Origin of the sequence: Pseudoduganella guangdongensis (assembly GCF_009857475.1) — a bacterium.
Lineage (GTDB): Bacteria > Pseudomonadota > Gammaproteobacteria > Burkholderiales > Burkholderiaceae_D > Rugamonas > Rugamonas guangdongensis.
In genome coordinates this window covers 64,747-86,572 of sequence record NZ_WWCJ01000007.1, presented here as the reverse complement: position 1 = coordinate 86,572, position 21,826 = coordinate 64,747, and the positions used below count along the sequence as shown (strand labels likewise).

At 69.2% G+C, this 21,826-nt stretch carries 14 protein-coding genes; 5 read left to right on the top strand and 9 right to left on the bottom strand.

Features of this window, described 5'->3' with window-relative positions:
* Window positions 1-3: 3 nt before the first annotated feature.
* The 5 genes from GTP41_RS11195 to GTP41_RS11175 all read right to left on the bottom strand — a co-directional run bounded on the left by GTP41_RS11195 (window position 4) and on the right by GTP41_RS11175 (window position 9,229).
* Window positions 4-2,967, bottom strand: coding sequence for a sensor histidine kinase (locus GTP41_RS11195; RefSeq protein ID WP_161025671.1), 2,964 nt, complete (start codon window positions 2,965-2,967; stop codon window positions 4-6).
* 33 nt (window positions 2,968-3,000) lie between these two features.
* A complete protein-coding gene (locus GTP41_RS11190; protein WP_161025670.1) occupies window positions 3,001-5,994 on the bottom strand; it encodes a sensor histidine kinase in 2,994 nt (997 codons plus the stop codon).
* 47 nt (window positions 5,995-6,041) lie between these two features.
* Window positions 6,042-7,847 carry a tetratricopeptide repeat protein gene (locus GTP41_RS11185; RefSeq protein WP_229502824.1) on the bottom strand — a complete coding sequence of 602 codons (1,806 nt, stop codon included), beginning with the start codon at window positions 7,845-7,847 and terminating at the stop codon, window positions 6,042-6,044.
* Between the two features lie 14 nt (window positions 7,848-7,861).
* Window positions 7,862-8,293 (bottom strand): nuclear transport factor 2 family protein, encoded by a 432-nt coding sequence (locus GTP41_RS11180; protein ID WP_161025669.1) that lies wholly within the window; start codon window positions 8,291-8,293, stop codon window positions 7,862-7,864.
* Between the two features lie 87 nt (window positions 8,294-8,380).
* Window positions 8,381-9,229 (bottom strand): CAP domain-containing protein, encoded by an 849-nt coding sequence (locus tag GTP41_RS11175; protein WP_161025668.1) that lies wholly within the window; start codon window positions 9,227-9,229, stop codon window positions 8,381-8,383.
* Window positions 9,230-9,282: 53 nt separating this feature from the next.
* Between GTP41_RS11175 and GTP41_RS11170 the strand changes: the two genes are divergently transcribed.
* Window positions 9,283-9,819 (top strand): DUF2058 domain-containing protein, encoded by a 537-nt coding sequence (locus tag GTP41_RS11170; protein ID WP_161025667.1) that lies wholly within the window; start codon window positions 9,283-9,285, stop codon window positions 9,817-9,819.
* Here GTP41_RS11170 and GTP41_RS11165 read toward each other — a convergent pair.
* Window positions 9,809-10,789, bottom strand: coding sequence for a cyanophycinase (locus GTP41_RS11165; protein WP_161025666.1), 981 nt, complete (start codon window positions 10,787-10,789; stop codon window positions 9,809-9,811). The genes GTP41_RS11170 and GTP41_RS11165 overlap by 11 nt on opposite strands.
* Before the next feature lie 68 nt (window positions 10,790-10,857).
* Entirely contained in the window at window positions 10,858-11,562 is a 705-nt protein-coding gene (locus GTP41_RS11160; protein ID WP_161025665.1) for a glutathione S-transferase N-terminal domain-containing protein, read from the bottom strand.
* A 181-nt stretch (window positions 11,563-11,743) separates the two neighbouring features.
* Here GTP41_RS11160 and GTP41_RS11155 point away from each other — a divergent pair, with 181 nt between their 5' ends.
* The 3 genes from GTP41_RS11155 (at window position 11,744) to GTP41_RS11145 (ending at window position 18,513) form a co-directional block, all read left to right on the top strand.
* Window positions 11,744-14,194, top strand: a complete 2,451-nt coding sequence (locus GTP41_RS11155) for a penicillin acylase family protein (protein ID WP_161025664.1) — start codon at window positions 11,744-11,746, stop codon at window positions 14,192-14,194.
* Window positions 14,195-14,283: 89 nt separating this feature from the next.
* Complete coding sequence (locus GTP41_RS11150; protein ID WP_161025663.1) at window positions 14,284-15,474, top strand: diguanylate cyclase domain-containing protein; 1,191 nt, start codon at window positions 14,284-14,286, stop codon at window positions 15,472-15,474.
* Window positions 15,475-15,516: 42 nt separating this feature from the next.
* Window positions 15,517-18,513 carry a two-component regulator propeller domain-containing protein gene (locus GTP41_RS11145; protein ID WP_161025662.1) on the top strand — a complete coding sequence of 999 codons (2,997 nt, stop codon included), beginning with the start codon at window positions 15,517-15,519 and terminating at the stop codon, window positions 18,511-18,513.
* A 16-nt stretch (window positions 18,514-18,529) separates the two neighbouring features.
* Here GTP41_RS11145 and GTP41_RS11140 read toward each other — a convergent pair whose 3' ends face one another.
* Window positions 18,530-19,063 (bottom strand): pyridoxamine 5'-phosphate oxidase family protein, encoded by a 534-nt coding sequence (locus GTP41_RS11140; protein WP_161025661.1) that lies wholly within the window; start codon window positions 19,061-19,063, stop codon window positions 18,530-18,532.
* Window positions 19,064-19,148: 85 nt separating this feature from the next.
* Window positions 19,149-19,550 (bottom strand): nucleoside diphosphate kinase regulator, encoded by a 402-nt coding sequence (gene rnk, locus GTP41_RS11135; protein ID WP_161025660.1) that lies wholly within the window; start codon window positions 19,548-19,550, stop codon window positions 19,149-19,151.
* A 336-nt stretch (window positions 19,551-19,886) separates the two neighbouring features.
* Between rnk and GTP41_RS11130 the strand changes: the two genes are divergently transcribed.
* Window positions 19,887-21,770: an LTA synthase family protein gene (locus GTP41_RS11130; protein WP_161025659.1), complete on the top strand. Its 1,884-nt coding sequence runs from the start codon at window positions 19,887-19,889 to the stop codon at window positions 21,768-21,770.
* The last annotated feature ends 56 nt before the right edge of the window (window positions 21,771-21,826 follow it).

Below are 21,826 nucleotides of genomic sequence, written 5' to 3'. Positions count from 1 at the left end.
CGTTCAGGCGTAGGCCTGCGGCGCCGGGATCGCCAGCCGTACCACGGTGCCGCCCTGCGCGCCGGCGCTGATCTCGATTTGCCCGCCCAGGCGGCCGGTGCGCTCGCGCATGCCGGTGATGCCCCAGTGGCCGTCGCGTCCATGCTGCGCCACCGCCGGATCGAGGCCGACGCCGTCGTCGTCCACTTCCGCCAGCAGGGTGTCGGCGCCATACGCCAGGCGCACGGCGATGTGGCGCGCGCCGGCATGCCGTACGCTGTTACACACTGCCTCGCGCAGCACGCTGCCCAGCTCCACGGCGGCCTCCGGGCGCAGGTGGCGCGGCCGGCCGCTGACGGTGCAGCTCAGGCGCTGGCCGGCGCCCGGCAGCGTCTGTTCGGCGGCCTGGCGCAGGGTCTCGAACAGTTCGTCGGCGCCAGCCGCGCGGCGCAGCTCCATCACTTCGTCGCGCGTGCTGGCCACCAGGGTTGCGGCGTAGTCGAGCGCGCTGCCCACCATGTGCTGCAACTCGGGCTGCTGCACCAGCTTTTGCTCCACCAGGTGGAAGCGCAGCAGCAAGGCTTGCACCGCCTGCAGCAGGTTGTCGTGCAGCGAGCGCGCAATGCGGCTGCGTTCCTGCAAGGTCGCTTCCAGGCGCAGCGCGGCATGCTGCTCGGCGCGGCGCTGGATCACGGCCACGCGCCAGCGGTACAGCTGCGCCGCCGCCACCAGCGCCGCCAGCGCGCACGCCAGGCGGAAGCCGGTGGTCTGCCACAGCGCGGGCTGGATGCGGAAGCTGAACTGCGCGCCTTCATTATTCCAGACCCCGTCCTCGTTGGCCGCGATCACGCGGAAGCGGTAGCTGCCGGGCGCCAGGTTGGTGTACTGCGCGCGCCGTTCCGGCCCGGCTTCGCGCCAGTCCGGGTCCACGCCGTCCAGGCGGAATTTCAGGCGCACGCGCTCCGGCACCGAGAGCGCGGTGGCGGTGAAGGCCAGCTCGATGGCCGAAGTGTGCTGCGGCAGCACCAGCCCGTCCTGCGCCGCGTATTCGCGTTCGGCGCTGCGCAGCGACTGCAGCAGTACGCTCGGCGCGCGCGGGTTGCGCGCAATCGCGGCCGGGTCGAGCCAGCCGGTCTCGGTCATGGTGGCGTAGTACAGGCGGCCGTTGTGCGCCAGGGCCAGCGAGGGCAGCGGCCGCACCGGCGCCGCCATGCCGCTGAGACCGTCCTCGAAGTTGAACAGCTCCGCCTCCAGCGGCTGCGCCGGGTCGCGCCAAAAGCGCGCCAGGGCCGCGCCCTCGATGCGGTGCAGCCCGTCGTTGCTATGCAGCCAGAGGCTGCCCTGGCGGTCCTGCACCATGCCGGTGATGCGCTGCAAGTTCTCCACCTGGCGCAGGCGGAGCGCGTGCGCCTTGCCCTGCGCGAGCCAGGTGACGCCCAGGTCGCCGCCCACCAGCAGCTTGCCGTCCAGCTCCGCCAGCGACAGCACATTGCCCACCTGCAGCCCGGCGCTGGCCGGCAGCAGCTGCGCCACGCCGGCATCGAGCCGCGCCAGGCGGCTATGCGTCAGGCCGATCCAGGTGGTGCCGCGGCTGTCGGTCAGCATGGCGGTGGGCACCGCGTCCTTCTGCCCCTGCAGGCGCGTGTCCTGGCGCCAAGCGCCGTGTTCGAAGATCCACAGGCCGCTGCGCGTGATGGAGACCAGCAAGCGCCCGCCCTCGGCGGCCAGGGCCTGCACCTCGGAAACTTTTCCCAGGCCGGGCGGCAAGTCCCAGCGCTGCTGGCGCTTGCCGTTGAATTCCCACAACGCGTCGCGCGTACCGAGCCAGACCTGATCGTCACTTAGCCGCAGCAGGGCATTGGGCGAAACGATGGCGGTGGCTTCTCGGCTGCCGTCGGCCCGCACCCGCTGCAGCGGTGCGTTGCTGGCGCCCAGCCACAGCTCGTCGCCCAGGCCGCGCCGCGCCAGCCAGAAGAAGGCGTTCGGCGGTCCCGCCATGCGCTGCATGCGATGGCGCCGGAAGCGCTCGATGCCGCCCGGCGTCAGGATCCACAGGTTGTCTTCGCGGTCGATGGTGATGCGGTTGATCAGCACATCGCGCTGCTCGCTGCTGGCAAACAGTTCGGCCACGTGCAGCTTGCCGTCCGCACCGCGGGCCAGGCGCACCAGGCCGTCGCTGCGCGAACTCCACTGCGTGCCATGCGGGCCGGGCAGCGGCGGGCTTTGGAACAGGTCGGGTTGATCGAGCGGTGTGGCCGGCGGCACCGGCTGCACGTCGAGCTGCTGCAGGTTTTCACCGCGCGGCAATACGAACAGGCCGTCCGGGCGCCACGTGGTGCGCGTGCCTTCCGCCACCGCCAGCCGCTCGAAGCGGGTGGCGCCGGACGGGCGCACATAGTAGTCGCGGTCGATGCGCACCCACAGGCGGCCGGCGCGGTCGTGCCGGATCCAGCCCGGGACGCCGCGCGGTAGCACGTCTTGCCCCAACAGGATCCACTGCGCGCCCTGCTGCATGGCCACGCCGCTGGTGGTGGAGGCATACAGCATGCCGTCCTTGTCGGAGGTAATACCCTGCACCGTGCCGTGCGGGAAGCCACGACCGGCCACATGGTGGGTGGCGCCGCGCGGGGTGAAGACGCTCAGGCCGCCGAAGTAGTAGCCGACCGCCAGCGCGTCGGCGAATTTGTAGATGAAGCTGATGTTGCTGGACTGGAGCGGCTGGCCGTACACCTTGTTGGCCCTGCGAAAGCGCATGCCGTCGAAGCTGTACAGGCCCTGCGCCGAACTGACCCAGAGCATGCCGTCCGCGGTTTGCGCCAGCGCATTGGCCATATTCGGCGCGCCGTCGGCCTGGGTCCAGCGCCGCCGTTCGAACGATTGGCCATCGGGCTGCGGCGGCGCCGGACTGGCGCTGCCGGCCGCCGCGGCCTGCGCGGCCAGCAGCAACAGCCCCTGCAGCACCAGCTGCGCCCAGCGTTGTATAGACATGCTTCTTCCTTGCAAGTTGCGAAAACGCGCATCTTACTTGGAACTGGCGAAAGGCAGCCAGCGCCGCGCGCGCGCCAGCCAGCTGGCCTGGCGCCGCTCGATGAATGCCAGCTGCGCCGCCAGTTGCAGCCGCACCACCGTGCCGCCCTCGGCCGGCGAGCTGATACTGCAGGTGGCGCCCAGCGCGGCGGCGCGTTCGCGCATGCCGACCAGGCCGTAATGGCCCAAGCGGCCCGGGCCCGGCGAGGAGGCCGTGCCGAGGCCGCAGCCGTTGTCGCGCACTTCGAGCAGGAAGAAATTGGCGCCGTAGTCGAGCAGCAGGTCGACGCGCGTGGCGTGCGCGTGGCGCGCCGCGTTGAACAGCGCTTCGCGCGCGATCGACAGCACTTCCTCCTGCACCTGCGGCGGCATGGCGCGCGCCTGGCCGCTGCTGCTGGCATGGAAGCGCTCATGCAGCAGCACCGCGCCGTACTGGCGCAGCGCCTGCGCCAGCGCGTCGGCCCCGCCGTCCGAACGCAAATCCAGGATGTAGTTGCGGCCCTCGGCCATCAGCTGGTCGGCCAGCTCCAGGGTTTGCTCGACCTTGGCCTTTTCCTCGCTGTCGGGCGCCAGGCGCGCCGCCTGGCGGTCGAAGAACATGATCAGGCTTTGCACGCTTTGCAGCAGGGTGTCGTGCAGGCCGCGCGCGATGCGGGCGCGTTCGGCCAGGCGCTCCTGCTGCAAGTCCTGCAGGCGCGCCGTCAGCCGGCGCACGCGCAGCGCGTAGGCGGCCGCCAGCAGCGCGCCGCCGCCCAGCACCAGCAGGGCGATGAACCACGGCGTCTGCGTGAAGGTGGGCGGGATTTCCAGCTGCAGCGTGGCCCCTTCCGCATTCCAGATGCCGTCCTCGTTCGAGGCCAGCACGCGGAAGCGGTACTGGCCCGGCGCCAGGTTGGTGTAGAAGGCTTCGCGCCGGCCCTGCACGTCGCGCCAGCCGCTGTCCACCCCTTCCAGCATATAGCTGAAGCGCATGCGCTCCGGCATCGACAGGCTGAGCGCCGTGAAGCCGATTTCCACATCGCGGCTGCCCTTCGGCAAGCGCACCTGCGGCAGCGGCATGTACGACACGCCGCCCGAACGCAGCGCGCGGATCTGCACCGGCGGCGCCAGGGTATTGCGCGCGATGCGCGCCGGATCGAGGCTGGCCACGTCGCTGGCGGTGGCGAACCACAGCCGGCCGTCGCTGGCCTGCACCAGCGAGGGCAGGGGGCGGAATTGCTCGGCACCGCCCAGCAGGCCGTCCTGTGCGTCGAAACGCTCGTAGCGCACCGGCTGACCGGGTGCGCCCTGGCCCGCCTCCGCCAGCAGGCGCGCCACCTCCGGCGCCGCGATGCGCGTGATGCCTTCCGAGCCGTGCAGCCACAGTTCGCCCTGCGCCGTGCGCGCCATGCCGGAGATGCCGCGCAGCGGCGCCTCCAGCATATGGAAGGCGCGCCCGTCGAACCAGGCCACGCCGTACTCGCCGCCGGCCCACAACCGGTCGCCGTCGACCAGCAGCGACAGCACATTGCCGATGCGGACGCCCTCGGCCTCGCCGAACAGGCGCGCCTTGCCGTTGTCTATCATGGCGATGCGGCTGCCCAGGTAGCCGACCCAGACGCGGCCGCGCGCGTCGGTCGCCACCGTCGGCGCCAGCCCTTGCGGCAGGCCCGCCACGCCGCCGTCCTTGGTCCACTGCCGGCCGTCGGCGCTGAACAGGCCATGGCGCGCCACGGACAGCCACATGCGCCCGTCGCGGTCCAGGGTCATGGCCTGCACATCGTGCTGCGCATACTCGGGCGGATGCGGGTACCAGGACAGCAGGCCGGACGGCGCCTGGCGCCAGCGCTCCGTGTTATTGCCGAACCAGAGCGCGCCGTCGGGCGCGCGGTAGCCGGCCGTCATCAGCCGGCCCTCCAGCTGCAGCGGCTCGCCCGCGCTGCTGAAGCGCTGCACGCCGCCGGCCTGGTTGGCCACCAGCACCTGGCCGTCGCTGTCGGCCAGCAGGCCCGGGTGGTCCAGCGGCTGCGGCGTGGCCAGCAGACGCAGGCGGTTGCGCCGCAGGCGGTCCAGGCCGGACGCGGTGCCGACCCAGATATTGCCCTCGCGGTCTTCGAACCAGGTCTGCGGCAGCGGCCCGCTGATGCCGTTCTCGCGCCGCAGCTGCTGGCTGCTGTCGCTGCCAGGCCCGCCCGCTGCACGTTCCAGCGCGTCGCCTTTCAGCAGCCACATGGTGCCGTGGCGGTCGAAATGGATGCCGTTGGCCGCCACTGCCGGGCGTGGCGCCGGATTGCCGGGCGGCGCCTGCGGCAGGACGCGGTAGCCGTGGCGCTGGCCGTCGGTGGCCCAGATGGCGCCATCCGGACCCTCGGCCAGCGCCATCAGGTCCAGCTGCGGCCAGGCGCGGCGGAACGGCCCAGTGCCATCGCGCCAGTAGACGCCGCCCTGCACCGACACCCATTGCCGCCCGCTGCGGCTGAACAGCACCTGGCGCGCGCCGCCGGCCGGCAGGCCGCTGTCCGGCGTCACCACCGCAAAGCGCGCGGCGCCCGGCGCCAGCACGGCCAGGCCGCCGCCGACGCAGGCCCAGATGCTGCCATCCGGCCCCTCGGCCAGGCTCCACACGCCGGACGGCGGCAAGCCCTGCTCGCTGCCGAACTCGCGCACCTTGCCGCCCACCAGGGCGGTGATGCCGCCGAAGCGGTGGCCGATCCACAGGCCGCCGTCGCGCGTGGCCAGCAGGCCCATGGTGCTGGCCGATTGCAGGCGGTGCCCGCCCAGCGCCTCCACCCGCTCGAAACGCACGCCGTCAAAGCGCGCCAGGCCGCCCGGCGAGGAAATCCACAGCCAGCCGTCGGCCGTCTGCGCGAACTTCACCACATCGCTTGGCGCGCCCTGCAGGCGGGTCCAGGCGGTGTGGGTGTAGTCGGCCAGCAGGTGCGGCGGCGGCGCGGCGGCGGCCAGGGAAGCGAGCAAGGCCAGGGCGGGCAGCAGTAGAGTTTTTTTCATCCTGGCAAATTATAGGGTTTGCCAGGCGGTCTTGCCCGTCCTCCAGTTCAGAGTCGGCTCAGCTCCGGCCCGCCCTTGGGCCCGAGCCAGGTGGCGGCAAAGCGCTTGCGCGTGGCCGCGGCGGCGGCCTTGTCGCCGCGCTTCTCATACACCTCGACCAGGCCGCGCAGCGCCCAGCCGTTGCTGGGCGTCTTGGCGAAGGAGGCGCGGAAGGCCGCCTCCGCCTCGTCCAGCCGGCCGGCCTTCAGCAGCACCGCGCCCAGCGACTGGCGCACCGGGTAGTACCAGTAGGGCGGTTCGGTATAGGGCAGGGTGTCCTGCACCGCCACCGCTGCCGTGAAGGCGCTGATCGCCGCCGGCAGGTCGCCTTTGGCTTCGGCCAGCTTGCCGCCGGCCACCAGGCGCGCGGTTTTGGCGATCGAGGGGCCGGGCACGCCCCAGTCGGTGACCGGCTTGAAGTCGGCCTTCTGCTCGATGGCGGCGATGGCGTCCACCTGCTGCTGGCTCTCGGCCCACAGGCCCTTGCGCGCGTAGCCCACGGCGCGCGCGTAGTGCCACATGGCTTGCAGCAGCACGAACTCGGCGCCCGGTTCCGGCAGTGCCAGCAGGGTGTCGGGCGCGCTGAATTGCACATGCGCGAAGTAGGGCGCGGCGCGCACCGGCTGCATGGACGGGATCGCGCGCAGCAGATCGGGGCTGATGGATTTTTCCAGGCGCTGGGTGGCGTGCAGGGTGGCTTTGGCGTCGCCGCCCATCAGCGCCGACACCATGGCGAAGTGGATATTGTGCGGGTAGTAGGCGCCTTTGTAGACGGCGTCGCTGGCGGCGCCCTTGAAGTACTTTTCATCGATGGCGATGGCGTCCAGGTTGGACTGCAGCGCCTCCTTGTACAAGCCCACGCGGTAGTAGATGTGCGAGGGCATGTGCACGATGTGGCCGGCGCCGGGAATCTGGCGCGCCAGCTGGCGCGCGTAGGGCAGGGCCTTGTCGGGATGGGTGGAGGCTTCCACCGCGTGGATGTAGTAGTGGATCGCGCCCGGGTGGCTGGGGTTGCGCTCCAGCACCCGCTCCAGCGCATCGACCACTTCGGCCGTGCGGCCTTTCGGGCGCGCGCCGCCCGCTTCCCAGTAGTCCCAGGGCGAGAGGTCCATCAGCGCCTCGGCAAACAGCACCTGCACCGTGTCGTGGTTGGGGAAGCTGCGCGCCGCCTCGGTCATGGCGGCGGCATAGGCCTGGTCCAGCGCGGCGCGTTCGGCGCCGGGCTGGGCGGAGTAGCGCTGCACGACAGCGCGCACCAGCGCCTGTTCCACCGGGCTGGCCGGGCCGGCGGCGGCTTGCGCGCGCGCGGCAGCGGCGGCGGCCGGCGCCACGGCTTCCGGGAACATGGGCGCATTGATGTTCGGCCCCAGTACCAGCGCTTCGCCCCAGTGGCACATGGCGCATTGCGGGTCGGCCTGCTGGGCGGCGCGGAAGGCGCGCGCCGCTTCCGCGTGGTTAAAGGCGAACAGCAGGCGCAGGCCCTGGTTGAAATACGCTTGGGCGCGCGGGCTGCGCGTGGTGACCGGCATCTGCAACTGGCCCAGGTCCTTATACAGCGGCGGCGGGCTGGCCTGCTCCGCCTGGCGTGCCTGCTGGGTGGGCTTGAAGGGCGCGGTTTCGGCCTGCGCCAGCATGGCCAGCAGCACGGGCCGCCCGGCGGCGGGGCTGGCGCAGCGCGCGCCGTCCAGCAGCGGGTCGAACTGCTGGCCAGGCTCGCGCAGCGCTTGCGAGGGGCCGGTGGCGAATAAGGCCGCCAGTGCGGCGGCACCGGCCGCCAGGCGCAGCTTCTTGGGCGTGGGTCGGGCGGTCGGCATGGTACTCCTCCTGTTTAGTGGTGCAGCGGTTTGCCGGCAGCCTGGCCGGTGGTGGCAGGATGCAAGGCGTGTTCCATCTTGCTGGTGTCGAAGTAGGCGCGCTGCGAGGCGACTTTGTCGCCGCGCAGCTTGAACACGTGCACGAATGGATTGTCGTAGCTGATGCCGGTGCTGCGCGCCAGCCAGCGCGAGTCGCCGGTGACCACCACCGTGTCGCCCTCCGCCACCATGGTTTTCGGTTCCAGCGCCAGGCACTGCAGGGTTTCATTCAGCGTCACGAAGTAGGCGGCAATCTCCTGCTTGCCGCGATAGCTGCCCGAGACGGGCAGGTAGTCCGATTCAGGATGGATCAGTTCCGCGTCGTCCTCATAGCGGTCCAGCAAACCCTTCAGGTCCCCGCTTGCAAACAGCTTGTAACCTTCACCGATCAGTTTTTTGGTGTCCATGGCATCCCCCGTACAACGACACCCGCAGCGGCATGCCGCAGGCTGCCGATCAGATAAGCCTAGTCCGTCGAAGGCGGAAGTTCAAGCTCAGCGCGGCGCGGCGAACACCTGGGTCCAGTACGCAGTGGAACGTTTGTTGCTGCGGATGCTGTACGCGGCGCCCATCTCGCTCATGCGCGCATCCATCAGCGAACGGCAGTGGCCCGGGCTGCTGAGCCAGCCGGCCACGGCCTCCTGCGCGCTGGTCTGGCCGCGCGCGATGTTCTCCGCCACATTGCGCCAGGCATAGCCGGCGGCGGCCACGCGCTGCGTCACTTCATTGCCCTGCTTGCTGGTGTGGCCGAAGTAGCCCTGCTGCGCCATGTCCTGGCTGTGGGCCAGGGCGGCGGCGGCCAGTTGCGCGTTCCAGCGTACCGGCGGCGCGGCTGGCATGGCCATGCCGCCGCAATCGCGCGGCACGGCGCGCGCGGCATTGGTGGCGGCCAGCACTTCCTGCCCGGCCTGCTCCTGGCCGGGCAGGAGCAGCAGCGCATTGGGCATGGCGCTGGCCAGCACGATGGTCCACTCGGTGCCGTTGCGGCTGGCGCCGATATCGCGGTAGCGTGTGCTGGACAGGGTGGTGCAATAGTTCTCGCGCAGGATCTCGAAGGCCTGGCGCGCATCCGTGGGGCCGGCCACTTGCAGCGCGTCGGCGCGCTCCGGGTCGTAGCCCGCCTGGTCCAGTTCGGCCAACAGGATGCTGCCCGGCCGCAGCGCCACGCGCGACAGGAGGGCGACCGGCGCCAGCGGCGGCATGGCCGGGCGCGCGCGGCCCTGGCAGGCGGCGGGCGCGGCGCGCCAGGCATTGACCAGGGCTAGCAGTTGGGCGCCATCGCTGGCGCTGGCGGCGGGTGGCAGCGCCGCCAGGGCGCCGGCCAGCAGGAAGAAACGGTTCATTGAGGCACTATAGCGCGCTCTGCTAAACTTCTGTCATTAAAGGAGTGATGCATATGGTTTCGTTGCAAGAACAATTGATGAAGGCTGGCCTGGTCGATAAGAAAAAGGTCAACAAAGCCAAACAGGATAAGTCCAAACAGTGGAAAGAGGAATTGCGCACCGGCGAGAAAGCGGCGGACCAGGCGCGCGAAGCCGTGCTGGAGCAGCAGCGCAAACAGGCCGAGCGTGCGCGCGAACTCAACGCCCAGCGCGACGCGGCCGCCAGCCAGAAAGCCATCATGGCCCAAGTGGTGCAGATGGTGCAGCAGCACCGCCAGTCCAAGGGCAAGGGCGACGTGCCGTACAACTTCACCTTCGGCAGCAAGATTGAGCGCATCCACGTGTCGGCGGCGGTGCAGCAGCACCTGGTCAACGGCCGCCTGGTGATCGTGGTGCTGGACGACGTGGCCGAACTGGTGCCGCGCGTGGTGGCCGAGAAGATCGCCGAGCGCGCGCCGGAAGTGGTGGTGTCGGTCAAGAAGGCCGCCAGCGAGCCGGCGGAAGACGATCCTTACGCCGACTACAAGATCCCGGACGACTTTACCTGGTAAGCAGCACGCCCTTGTCGGCGGACACGGTGAAGCTGGTCGTGCCGCCGTCGTAGCTGGCCCAGTTGCGCAGGTCGAAACTGCCGCCGCCGGCCAGGCGCTGCGCGGCAAGGTTCAGGTAGGTCAGCGGCTGGCGCGGCTTGCACACTTGCGGCTGGCCCACCGATTGCACGAAAGTCACCGCCCCCAGCCCGACCCGCGTGCCCTTGCCGTCCTCCACCAGCAGTGCCGTTTCCACATCCACCCCGATGCCGCGCGCCATGCCGGCCCAGCCGTCGTTGACGATGCGCGCCATGAAGGTCACCAGGCGCCCCAGCCGTTCGCGCGTGTCGAAGTGCGCGTCCGTCACCACGCTGCCCAGGTCCGGCATGGCCAGATAGTCGCGCGCCAGCGTGATGCGCTTGTCGAAGGGATTGGCCAGCGCCTCGGGCGAGGTGATGCTGCCGTTCAGCGCGGAATAGACGAAACGGCCCAGCACCATCATGCCGGCGCTGGTGCCGCCGAGCGGGATGCGGCGCCCGGCCAGTTCCTGGATGGCGGCCTGCACCGGCGTGCCTTGCCAGTAATTGATGTAGTCAGACTGGTCGCCGCCGGCGATGAACAGCGCCTCGGCGTTGCGGATGCGCTGCGCTACAAAGGGATCGTTGGCGGCGTCGCGGCTCGGGATCACCAGGGTTTCCACCGACTGCACGCCACCCATGGCGTAGATATAGGGGTTGTAGGCGTCGGTGCCGCGGCTGCGGATCACGACGAAATTGCCGCCGCCGCTTTTCTGGATCATCCAGGCAAAAGCGGCATCGACGTCGGGCCCGCCGCCCATCAGCACCATGGCCGCCTTGGCCGGCTGCGGCAGTACGGCATTGTTGCCGTTGCCGACGACGAAGTGCTGGTAGGGTTTGCCGGCGTGGGCCGGCGCCGCCACCAGGGCTGCCAGCAAGAGGAGGAAGGTGGTGCAGCGCTTCAGGCATTCCATGGCAAGGCTCCTGGCAGGACGGGCTGTCAGCCCAGTCCGGCCATTGTACGCCCGGCGCTGCGGTATTTTCAGGCGCGCGCGGGAATCTTCAGGCCGCGCGCAACAGCCGGCCGCGCCACGAAGGCCGCCAGCACGCGCTGCACATTGGCAAAGCGCTCGTAGCCCACCAGTTCACCGGCGCCGTAGTACTCGACCAGGTTGCGCACCCACGGGAAGATGGCGATGTCGGCGATGCTGAATTCCTCGCCCATGATCCACTGGCGGCCCTGCAGGCGCTGTTCCAGCACGGCCAGCAGGCGCGCCGCTTCGGCGATGTAGCGGTCGCGCGGGCGCTTGTCCTCATAGGCCTTGCCGGCGAATTTGTGGAAGAAGCCGACCTGGCCGAACATCGGGCCGATGCCGCCCATCTGGAACATCAGCCACTGGATGGTTTCGTAGCGCGCCGCCGCGTCCTGCGGCAGCAACTGGCCGGTCTTTTCCGCCAGGTAGAGCAGGATGGCGCCGGACTCGAACAGCGGCAGCGGCGCGCCGCCCGGGCCGTCCGGGTCGATGATGGCGGGGATCTTGTTGTTCGGGTTGAGCGAGAGGAATTCCGGCGTCATCTGGTCGCCGGTTTCGAAGTCGACCAGGTGCGCCTCGTAGGGCAGGCCAATCTCTTCCAGCATGATCGACACTTTGACGCCGTTCGGCGTCGGCAGCGAATACAGTTGCAGGCGCTCAGGGTGTTGCGCGGGCCATTTGGCGTTGATGGCGAAATCGGCGATACCGGTCATGAGTGTTGCTTTCGTGAGTGGTGAATGCCCGCGATTATGCGGCAAACGGGAATTAGATGCCGCCCTCTAATTTCTTCGTTTAACTGGTAAACGAAGTCTTGCCCCGGCGTGTTCTGTTGCGATAAATGCATAGTATGATTTATTCGCCATACCCCATAAGCAGAACAAAAGAGGAGACAAGATGAAGCAGCATTTGGTATCCCGTTTACTGAAATTAATGCCCCTGGTCGTGCTGGCGGCCTGCAGCGGCAGCAGCGACGACGCGCCAGCGCCCACCACCCCGACCACGCCGCCGATCAGCGGCAGCACCTATGTGGCCTCGATCCGCTATACCTCGCACAATGTGCCGCACGTCAAAGCCGCCACCTTCAAGGGCGCCGGCTATGGCTATGGCTACGCCTTCGCCAAGGACAATATCTGCCTGTACGCGGAGGAGCTGGTGACCCTGCACGGCGAACGCGCCAAGCATTTCGGCGGCAGCGGCGGCTACCTGGGACAGCTGGGCGACACCTTCCCCAATATCGATTCCGATTTCTTCTACAAGCTGCTGTTCACGCCGGCGCTGGCGGCCAAGATCAAGGCCGCCTCCAGCCAGGATGCGCAGGACCTGACCTCCGGCTTCGTGGCCGGCTATAACCGCTACCTGAAAGAGACGCCGGCCGCCAGCCTGCCGGCCACCTGCCGCAACGCGGCCTGGGTGCAGCCGATGACCGAGGACGACGCCTACCTGCGCTTCGCCCAGGCCGCCATGGCCGGCAGCTCGATGGCCTTCATCAAGGCCATCGGCTCGGCCCAGCCGCCGGCCGTGAAAGTGGCGGCGCTGGCCAAGCCGGGCAAGGAGCGCCTGCTGGCCGCCGCCAGCTATACCAATTCGTCGATCTTCCGCAATATGCAGGCCCTGCACGAGCACACCATCGGCTCCAACGGCTTCGGCCTGGGCAAGGAAGTAACGCAGAGCGGCAAGGGCATCGTGTTCGGCAACCCGCACTTCCCGTGGTGGGGCGCGCTGCGCCTGAACCAGTTGCACCTGACCGTGACCGGCAAGGGCTACGACGTGATGGGCGCCACCCTGCTGGGCGTGCCGATCCCGCTGATCGGCTTTAACGACAAGGTGGCCTGGACCCATACCTTCTCCACCGACAACCGCTTCACCCTGCGCTACCTGGCGCTCGACCCGACCAGCCCGACCCGCTACATCAAGGACGGCAAGGCGGTGCCGATGACGGCGGTGCCGCTGACCATCAGCGTGAAAGGTGCCGACGGCGCCGTGACCCAGCTCTCGCGCACCCTGTACACCACCGAGTATGGCCCGATGCTGATGGACAGCTCCTTCGCCTGGGGCAGCACGGCGGCCTTCGCGATCCAGGACGCCAACCTGGGCAACTACAAGCTGATCGACCAGGTCATCCTGAACGGCAAGGCCACCAGCGTCGACAGCCTGCGCGAAGCCAACGCCACCTACAGCGCGCTGCCGTGGGTCAACACCATGGCGGCCGACCGCGCCGGCGACACGCTGTACGCCAACTACTCGGTGGCCGCCAATGTGGTCGACCCGCAGCTGGCCGCCTGCGTGCCGGGCAAGGCGCAGGGTGCGCCGTTCCAGGACATCATGGCCAGCACCGGCGTGGTGGTCATGGCCGGCACCACGGCCGCCTGCGACTGGGCGGGCGCCGTGCCGGCCGCGCAGCGTCCGTGGATCAAGCGCAGCGACTACATCCTGAACGCCAACGACAGCCACTGGTGGCCGACGGTCGGCCAGTACCTGAACGGCTATCCGAAGATCATCGCCACCGGCCCGAACGCGGAAGGCATGCCGCAAAACAACCGCACCCGTACCGGCCACGCCATTGTGCGCGACCGCCTGGCCGGCGCCGACGGCCTGGCCAGCAACCGCTTCACCCTGGCCAACCTGCAGCAGCTGTACCTGCAGGCGCGCTTCTTCAAGGCGCAGAAATGGCTGCCGGACTTCACCGCCGCCTGCCTGGCTTCCAGCACCGCTTCGGCGGCCGCCAAGGACGCCTGCAGCGTGCTGGCCGCCTGGGACAAGACGCACGCCCCGAACAGCCAGGGCGCCATCCTGTTCTATGAGCTGTACGCCGGCCTGGGCGAGCTGAATGCCGCTTCCTGGTGGAGCGTGGCATACGATCCAACCGACCCGCTGGAAACCCCGCGCGGCGCCGCAGCGGCCAGCGTGCCGGCTGCCCTGGCCAAACTGGAAAGCCTGGTGGCCGGCAGCCAGTTCGACAGCGCCGCCAAGCGCCGCACCACGCCGGCCCAGGTGCAGACCGTGTCGCGTCCGGACGGCGCGCTGCCGATCCCGGGCGGCCGCTACACCTTCATGAACTGGCGCGGCGTGCGCAACGAGCTGTATCCGGGCATCGTGGTCTACACGGCGGACTCCAAGACCAACGCCGGCGCCTACGGCAACAGCTATATCCAGTTCGTAACCTGGGACGACGCCGGCCCGGTGGCGGAAGGCATCCTGACCTACAGCCAGTCGTCCGACCCGGACAGCCCTTACTTCAACGACCAGACCAAGCTGTACGCCAAGGGCCAGTGGGCCAAGCTGCCCTACACCGAAGCGCAGATCACCGCCGATCCGAACTACAAGGTGATCGAGGTATCGGAGTAAGCGGCGCAGAAGCCGGGGAGCCTTGTTTCCGTAGGGAAAGTTGCAGAAAGGCGCCCCGGCCGTGACTATTTTTGCTGTATCCTCAAAGCATGACTGATGCATTGCAGCGCCTGCCCGAGCTCCTGCTCGATGCCGTCTTCCTGGTGGAAGAGGACGGGCGCATCGCTTTCGTCAATTCCGCCTGCCTGGCCATTTTCGGCTACACGCCGGAGGAAATGATCGGGCGCCGCGTGCTCGACTTCATCCACCCCGACGACCGCGCGCACACTGTGGCGGAAATGGGACAGGTGATGCAAGGCCAGCCCCGCCTTGGTTTCGAAAACCGCTACCTGCGCAAGGACGGCAGCGTGGCCCATATCATGTGGTCGGCGCGCTGGTCGGCGCAAGACCGCCTGCGTATCGGCGTGGCGCGCGACATCAGCGGCCGCAAACGCGCCGAGCAGCGCCAGGCCGGCATGCTGGCGCTGGCCACTGCCGCCCACGGCGCCGAGACGCTGCCCGAATTGTTCCGCGCCTTCCACGCCATCCTGCAGGGCCTGCTGCCGCTGCGCGGCATGGTGGCCGTATTGCAGCCGGGCGAGCGCATCGCCTTTGCCAGTGGCGAGCTGCCGCAGCAGGACAGCGGCTGGCACCATGTGTCGCTGTCGGCGCCTGGCATGCACTTCGGTGAAATGCAGCTCGACCTGGGCCGCCACGGCACGCTTTCGGCGGCGGAACTGGACTTGCTGCAGTTCGCCGCCGGCCAGGCCGGCGCCGTGATCGAGCGCCTGGCCCTGCACGCCGACCTGGCGCACGCCGCGCGCTACGACGAGCTGACCGGCCTGCCCAACCGGCGCCTGTTCCAGGACCGCATCCAGTCGGCCATTGCGCGCTGCCGGCGCGGCCAGTCGCGCGGGGCGCTGCTGTTCATCGACCTGGACGACTTTAAACAAGTGAACGACGTGCACGGCCATATCGCGGGCGACCAGCTGCTGCAGGCCATCGCGCGCCGCATCACCTCCTGCGTGCGCGAAGCCGACACCGTGGCGCGCATCGGCGGCGACGAGTTCGTGGCCCTGCTGGAAAACGTGGCCGACCTGCGGCAGGCCGAGGCCGTGGCGGGCAAGATCCAGCAAGTGATCGCCACCCCGCTGCTGCTGGGCGGCTGCGTGCACACCCCGCATGCCAGCATTGGCATCGCCCTCTATCCCGAACACGGGGAAGTCATTGACCAGCTGATGCGCCATGCAGACCAGGCCATGTACGCCTGCAAAGCCGCGCGCAAAGCCGCCGAGGCGTGAAATCTGGTTAAAATGTCATCTTTTCCCGTTGTTGAGGTTGATTTGCATATCTCGTTGGCACAGGCGCGTCGCTGGCTGTGCGTGGCCCTGGCCTGCGGCGCCGCGCTGGGGGCGCACGCCGCTGCGCCAGCCACCGCACCCGCCGCTGCCCCATTGTTGGCCAGCGCGCCCGAACGCGCGCTGAGCCAGTACCGGGTGGAAGGCTGGCAAGTCGAGCAGGGCTTGCCGCAGAACGCCGTCTCCGCCCTGGTGCACGCCAGCGACGGTTCGGTGTGGGTCGGCACCCTGGCCGGCCTGGCGCGCTTCGACGGCCAGCGCTTCACCACCTTCGACACCAGCGATTCGGCCGACATCGCCTCGCAGCCGGTAGTGGCCCTGATGCAGGACGCGCAGCGCAACCTGTGGATTGGCCATAACAAGGGCGCCGCCCTGTACCGCGACGGCAAATTCCGCCAGATGTTCTCCGCCGGCACGCTGGGCGACCAGCGCGTCTGGTCGTTCGCCCAGGCGCCCGATGGCGCGATCTGGGCCGCCACGAGCAGCGGCTTGGTGCGCTGGCAAAACGGCGCCGCGCGCTATTTCCGCCAGGCCGACGGCCTGCCCACCGACCGCCTGCGCGCGCTGGCCTTCGACCGCGACGGCGTGCTGTGGATCGCCAGTTCCGGCGGCGGCCTGATTGCCTATAGCGGCGGGCGCTTCCGCAGCTATACCCCGGACAACGGCTTCCCCCATTTGCAGGTGCGCGCGGTGCTGGCCGACCCGGCCGGCGGGGTCTGGGCCGCCACCGCCGGCGGCGGCCTGGCGCGCGTGCAGGGCGAGCGCATCAAGGTGTACACCACGGCCGACGGCCTGCCGACCGACCAGCTGACCGCGCTGGTGCGCGACGCCGGCGGCGCGTTGTGGATCGGCACCTGGGGCAGCGGCCTGGTACGCATGGTGGGCGAGCGCTTCAGCGCCATCGCCAGCAGCGGCGGGCTGGCGGGCGACCATGTCTGGTCGCTGCTGGCCGACCGTGAAGGCAGCATCTGGGTCGGCACCTGGGTCAGCGGCCTGGCGCGCCTGCGCAGCCGCCCCTTCGCCGTGCTGGGCGTACCGGAAGGCCTGTCGCACGACAATGTGCGCTCGGTGCTGCCGGGGCGCCATGGCGTGACCTGGGTCGCCACCGCGGGCGGCGGCTTGAACCGCATCGACGCCGACGGCATCCAGGTGCTGGGCAAGCAGGCCGGCCTGCCCAGCGAAGAGATTTCCAGCCTGCTGGAAGAGCGCGACGGCACGCTGTGGATCGGCACCTACACCGGCGGCGTGGCGCGCCTGCGCCAAGGCAAGGTGAGCGTGTTCGATACGGCGCAGGGCTTGCCCAGTTCCGACGTGCGCGTGCTGTACCAGGACCGCCAGGGCGTGTTGTGGGCCGGCACCCAGTCCGGCCTGGCGCGCCTGGCCGGCAATGGCTTTGAAGCGGTGCGCGCGCCCGGCGCGCCCAGCGGCGGCATCAGCGCCATCCTGCAGGACCGCGCCGGCACGCTGTGGTTCGGCACCACCGGCGACGGCCTGGTGCGCTACCGGGGCGGCGCCTTCCAGACCCTGACCGCGGCCGACGGCCTGCTGTCGAACTGGATCATGGCGCTCTACGAAGACGCCGCCGGCAGCCTGTGGATCGGCAGCAATGGCGATGGCCTGAACCGCATGCGCGGCGACCGCCTGGCCAGCATCCGCCCAGCCGACGGCCTGTGGGACGGCACCTGCCTCAGCATCCTGGAAGACCGCGACGGCTATTTGTGGCTGACCGCGAACCGCGGCTTCTACCGCGTCGCGCGGCGCGAGCTGGACGCCTTCGCCGAGGGCAAGCTGGCGCGCGTGCGGTCGGACGGTTTCGGTCCGGCCGACGTGATGCGCAGCACCACCTTCGCCGGCGGCCTGCAGCCCACCAGCGCGCTCGATGGCGCCGGCAACCTGCTGCTGCCGTCCGCGCGTGGCGTGGTGACGGTGGATCCGCGCCAACTGCCCGATTCGGCGCGCCCGCCGGCGGTGGAATTGCAGCGCGTGAGCGTGAACGGCGCCAGCCAGGCGCTTGCGCCGGCGCTGTGGCTGCCGCCCGGGCCGCTCACCCTGTCGATCCATTACCACGCGCACAGCTTGGTGCACGCCGAGCGTGTGCGCTTCCGCTACCGCATGGAGGGCCTGGTTGGCGACTGGATCGACGTCGGGCCGAGCCGCGCCGTGACCTTCCCGGCGCTGGGGCACGGTCAGTACCGCTTCCGCGTTGCCGCCAGCATCGACGGCCAGCGCTGGAGCGAGGCCGGGGCGGGGCTGCTGTTGACGGTGCCGCCATACTTCTACCAGACGCGCTGGTTCGCCGCGCTGCTGGGCTTGGGCACCTTGGGCTTGTTCTACGGCCTGTACCGCCTGCGCGTGCGCCAGCTGCGCCGGCGCGAGGCCGAGATGAAACGCGTGGTGGCGGAAAAGACCGAAGCGCTGAAACTGGCCAACGAGCACCTGTCGCGCCTGTCCTTTGCCGACGCCCTGACCGGCCTGGCCAACCGGCGCCGCTTCGACGCGGCGCTGCACGACGAATGGCAGCGCGCCGCGCGCAGCGGCGCCCCGCTGGCGCTGGTGATGTGCGATATCGACTACTTCAAGGATTACAACGACACCCTGGGCCACCAGGAGGGCGATCGCTGCCTGGCGGCGGTGGCCGGCGTGTTCCAGCAGCATGTGCGGCGCGGCGGCGACCTGGCCGCGCGCTATGGCGGCGAGGAGTTCGTCTTCCTGTGCGCCAACACGGGGCTGGAAGGGGCGCTTGCCATCGCCGAGGAATTGCGCGCCGCCTGCGCCGCGCTGGCCATCCCGCACCCGGCGTCGGCCGTGGCGCCGGTGATCACGCTCAGCCTGGGCGTGGCGGTCTGCCAGCCGCTGCAGGGCGAGCCGGTCGGGCAGCTGGTACAGCAGGCCGACGCCGCGCTGTACTGCGCCAAGCGCGCAGGGCGCAACCGCGTGTGCGGCCCGGCGGGCGCGCCGGCGCCGCAGTTGAGCGAGGCGTAGCGCCGGCTGCCGCGCCTCAGGGGCGCAGCTTGCCTTCGATCGAGTCGTCCAGCGTTTGCCCGAGCACGGCCCCGAGCAGCATCTTGACCCCGGCCACGGCGCCGCCGTGCTTGGTGTCCCAGTAATAGCCGTGCTGCGGCGCGACCTGCAGCACGGTGATGCGCGGATCGTCCTTTCCGCCGGTGAACCAGGTGTTGTGCGGGAAGCGCCACAACTGTTCGATGCGGGCGCGGTCGCGCGAAATGCTGGTCTGGCCTTGCAGCACCATGAACGGCCCATGCTGGGCCGCCTGGAAGAACAGCTTCACCTGAGGATTGGCGGCGATCTCCTCGTTCTGCTGGCTGTCGCTGGCGCTCAGGAACCAGAGGTTGCCCTGGGCATCGACATCGAGCACCGTCATCGGCCGCTCGCCGCCGTCCGGGCCGAGCGCCACGGTGCAGAAGAAGCAGGTTTGCGCTGCGCGCGCCAGTTCGGCCAGTTTGTCGATGGCGGCCTGGCCCGCCAGATGGCTGACATTGTGCTCCGCTTGTTGCTGGTTGATCGAGCTCATGCGTTCCCCCTTGCTGGTTTTGTCCAGGGCAATTCTAGGGGCGCACGCCTGACATGTTTGTACGTCAGGCCACGCAAGGGGCGCGCTAGCGGAAATAGTCGCCGGCGCGTTCCGGCTGGTACAGCACTTCCAGCAGGCGCACCTGCGCCAGCTGGCCGTCCGGGCGCGGCCAGTCGATGCAGTCGCCCGCCGACAGGCCGAGCAGGGCGGTGCCGACCGGGCTCAGGATGGAAATGGCGTCCGCCACCTGGCCCATATCCTTGGGGTAAGCCAGCGTCAGGCAGCGCTCCTCGGCGCCCTCCAGCGCAAAGCGCACGGTGGAATTCATGGTCACCACCTGGGGCGGCATGTCCTGCGGCGCCCGCACGTCGGCGCGCGCCAGCTCGTCGAGCAGGGCGCTGGCGGCGCTGTGGCCTGGGGGCAGGGCGTCGGCCAGGGCTTCCAGCCGTTCGAGGTCGAGCGAAGAGACAATGATATTGGGTTGCATGGGCAATCTCCTGGTTTCGTTTCAGCGTGGGGGATGGGATGCTGGAGCGGCTCGGGAGGCGAAGCAGGCCGGGTTTAACCCCGGCTTGGCCCCACCGAGCCTTAGAAAAGCCAGGTGATGACGGGCGTGCGGGCAGCGCTCCCTGGCAGGGAGGCGGCGGTGCAGCGAGCAGCGATGGCGGCCAGGGTCGTCATGGGGGCGAGTATAGCGCTTTATCGGCGCACCGGTGTGTTTTGCATAATTGGAAATATTGATATCTCATATGCAATAAATTTTCACCAGAAGTAATTTATGTAGGTATAATCCTACGCCCCGCCTGCAGCCTCCCCTTTTGCCATGTTTTCTTATCTTCGCCGCTCATCGCGTTCGATGGGCCTGTATGTCTGCGCCATCGCGCTGTTCCTCACCCTGACCGACCTGGTCCTGCTGGAGAAGAAGTACAACATTTTCAGCGGCGGCTTCCTGCAGGATGCGCAATTGTCCGGCGCAGACGAGCGCAGCATTTTCCTGGGCATGTTGCTGGTGGCCGAACTGCTGCTGGCCGGCTTTTTCAGCCAGCTGGTGCTGCTGCTGGGGAGCTGGCTGCGCCTGCCGCTGCAGATGGTGAATTACCTGTTCGTGGTGCTGTATGGCGGCGTCAGCTTCATCCTGGTGGTGCTGCGCTACCAGATCCTCAGCTACTTCGGCGATTTCATGAGCATGGCCGTGGTGCGCAACCTGGGCGGCGGCAGCCTGGCCGACGCGCTGCTGTATGCCATCGACGAAGCGATCATCGTCGCCATCGGCACGGTCCTGGCGGTGCTGGCCGCCGTGCTGGCCTGGCGCATCCTGGGCAAACGCTGGGGCCGCAAGGCGCTGCCGACCGACCGCCGTTTCCGCCTGCGCAGCAGCCGCCGTGCGGTGTGGTGCCTGGCGGGCTTGCTGGCTATTGTGCCGGCGGCGCAGTCGATGCCGGCCGCCAAGAAAAACCTGTCGCGCGTCACAGCCTACGCGCTGGCCGACGGCCTGGTGAAGATGGTGGCGCCGAGCGCGGCGCCGGGCCTGGTGCAATTCATGCAGCAGCACTACCGTGAGGCGGCGGCGGACACCGCGCCGCCCGCCATCAGCTTTGGCGCCCGCAAGGACAACTTGCTGCTGGTGGTGGCCGAAAGCACGCGCGCCGACGTGATCGACGCCAGCGTTGGCGACCAGCCGGTCACGCCGCACTGGCGCGCACTGGGCGCGGAGGGCGTGGTGGGCCGCCAGTACTTCAGCCATACCGGTTTTACCACCAGCTCGCTCAAAGCCATCTTCCGCGGCAGCCTGGGGGCCAAGCTGCCGCTGGGCGATACCCTGTTCGGCGTGCTGAAAGCCCAGGGCTACCAGATTGTCGTACTGTCCGGCCAGGACGAATCGTTCGGCGACATCGACCAGGCCAGCCGCTCGCGTGAGCTGGCCGACATCTTCTTCGACGCCCGTTCGGCGGTGGATGAGCGCGTGTTTGTCTCCGCTTCGCCCGGCAGCGCGGCCTTGTCGAACGAGCGCCTGCTGGCCGAGTTCGACCGCATTGCCGAGCGCATCGACTGGAAGCGCCCGGTGTTCCTGTATGTGAATTTGCAGGCCGCGCATTTCCCCTACTACCACAAGGCCATGCCCAAGACGCTGGTGCAGGAACCGCTGGCGCGCCATGCGATTTCGAGCGACACGCGGGCGCAGTTGCAGCAGACCTACCTGAACGCCGTGGCCTATTCGGACTGGGCGACCGGCGAGCTGGTCAAACGCCTGCGCCAGCGCGAGGTCTACCAGCGCACCCTGGTGGTGGCGGCCGGCGACCATGGCGAATCGCTGTTTGACGACGGCGTGCTGGGGCACGGCATGCAGGTGAACGACACGCAGATGAATGCGCTGCTGGTGGCCAACCGCCCGCTGCCGGAGTTCGGCCGCCTGCTCGGCCAGACCGATATGGCGGCGGCCCTGCTGCGCAGTCTCGGCGCGCGGATGACACCGGCAGCGCCGCCGCCTGCCCGGGGCGATGGCGTGCTGCAGGTGGTGGGCGTGATGTCCGCGCCGCAGTTCCTCGGCTATCGCTACAGCGATGGCACGCGCCTGACGGTCAACCAGAACAACAATGAGGTAAGCGCGCCTTGGCTGGCGCGACCGCTGCCGCTGAACCAGGTCCAGCCCGGCTCACGCGAGCACGGCGAGCTGTTGCGGTTGATCAGGGATTGGAAGAGCCAGTAGCCCTGGTGCGCTAGGGCGACATTGCCAGAGCGGGATTACGCCTGGCCGGGCTTTCA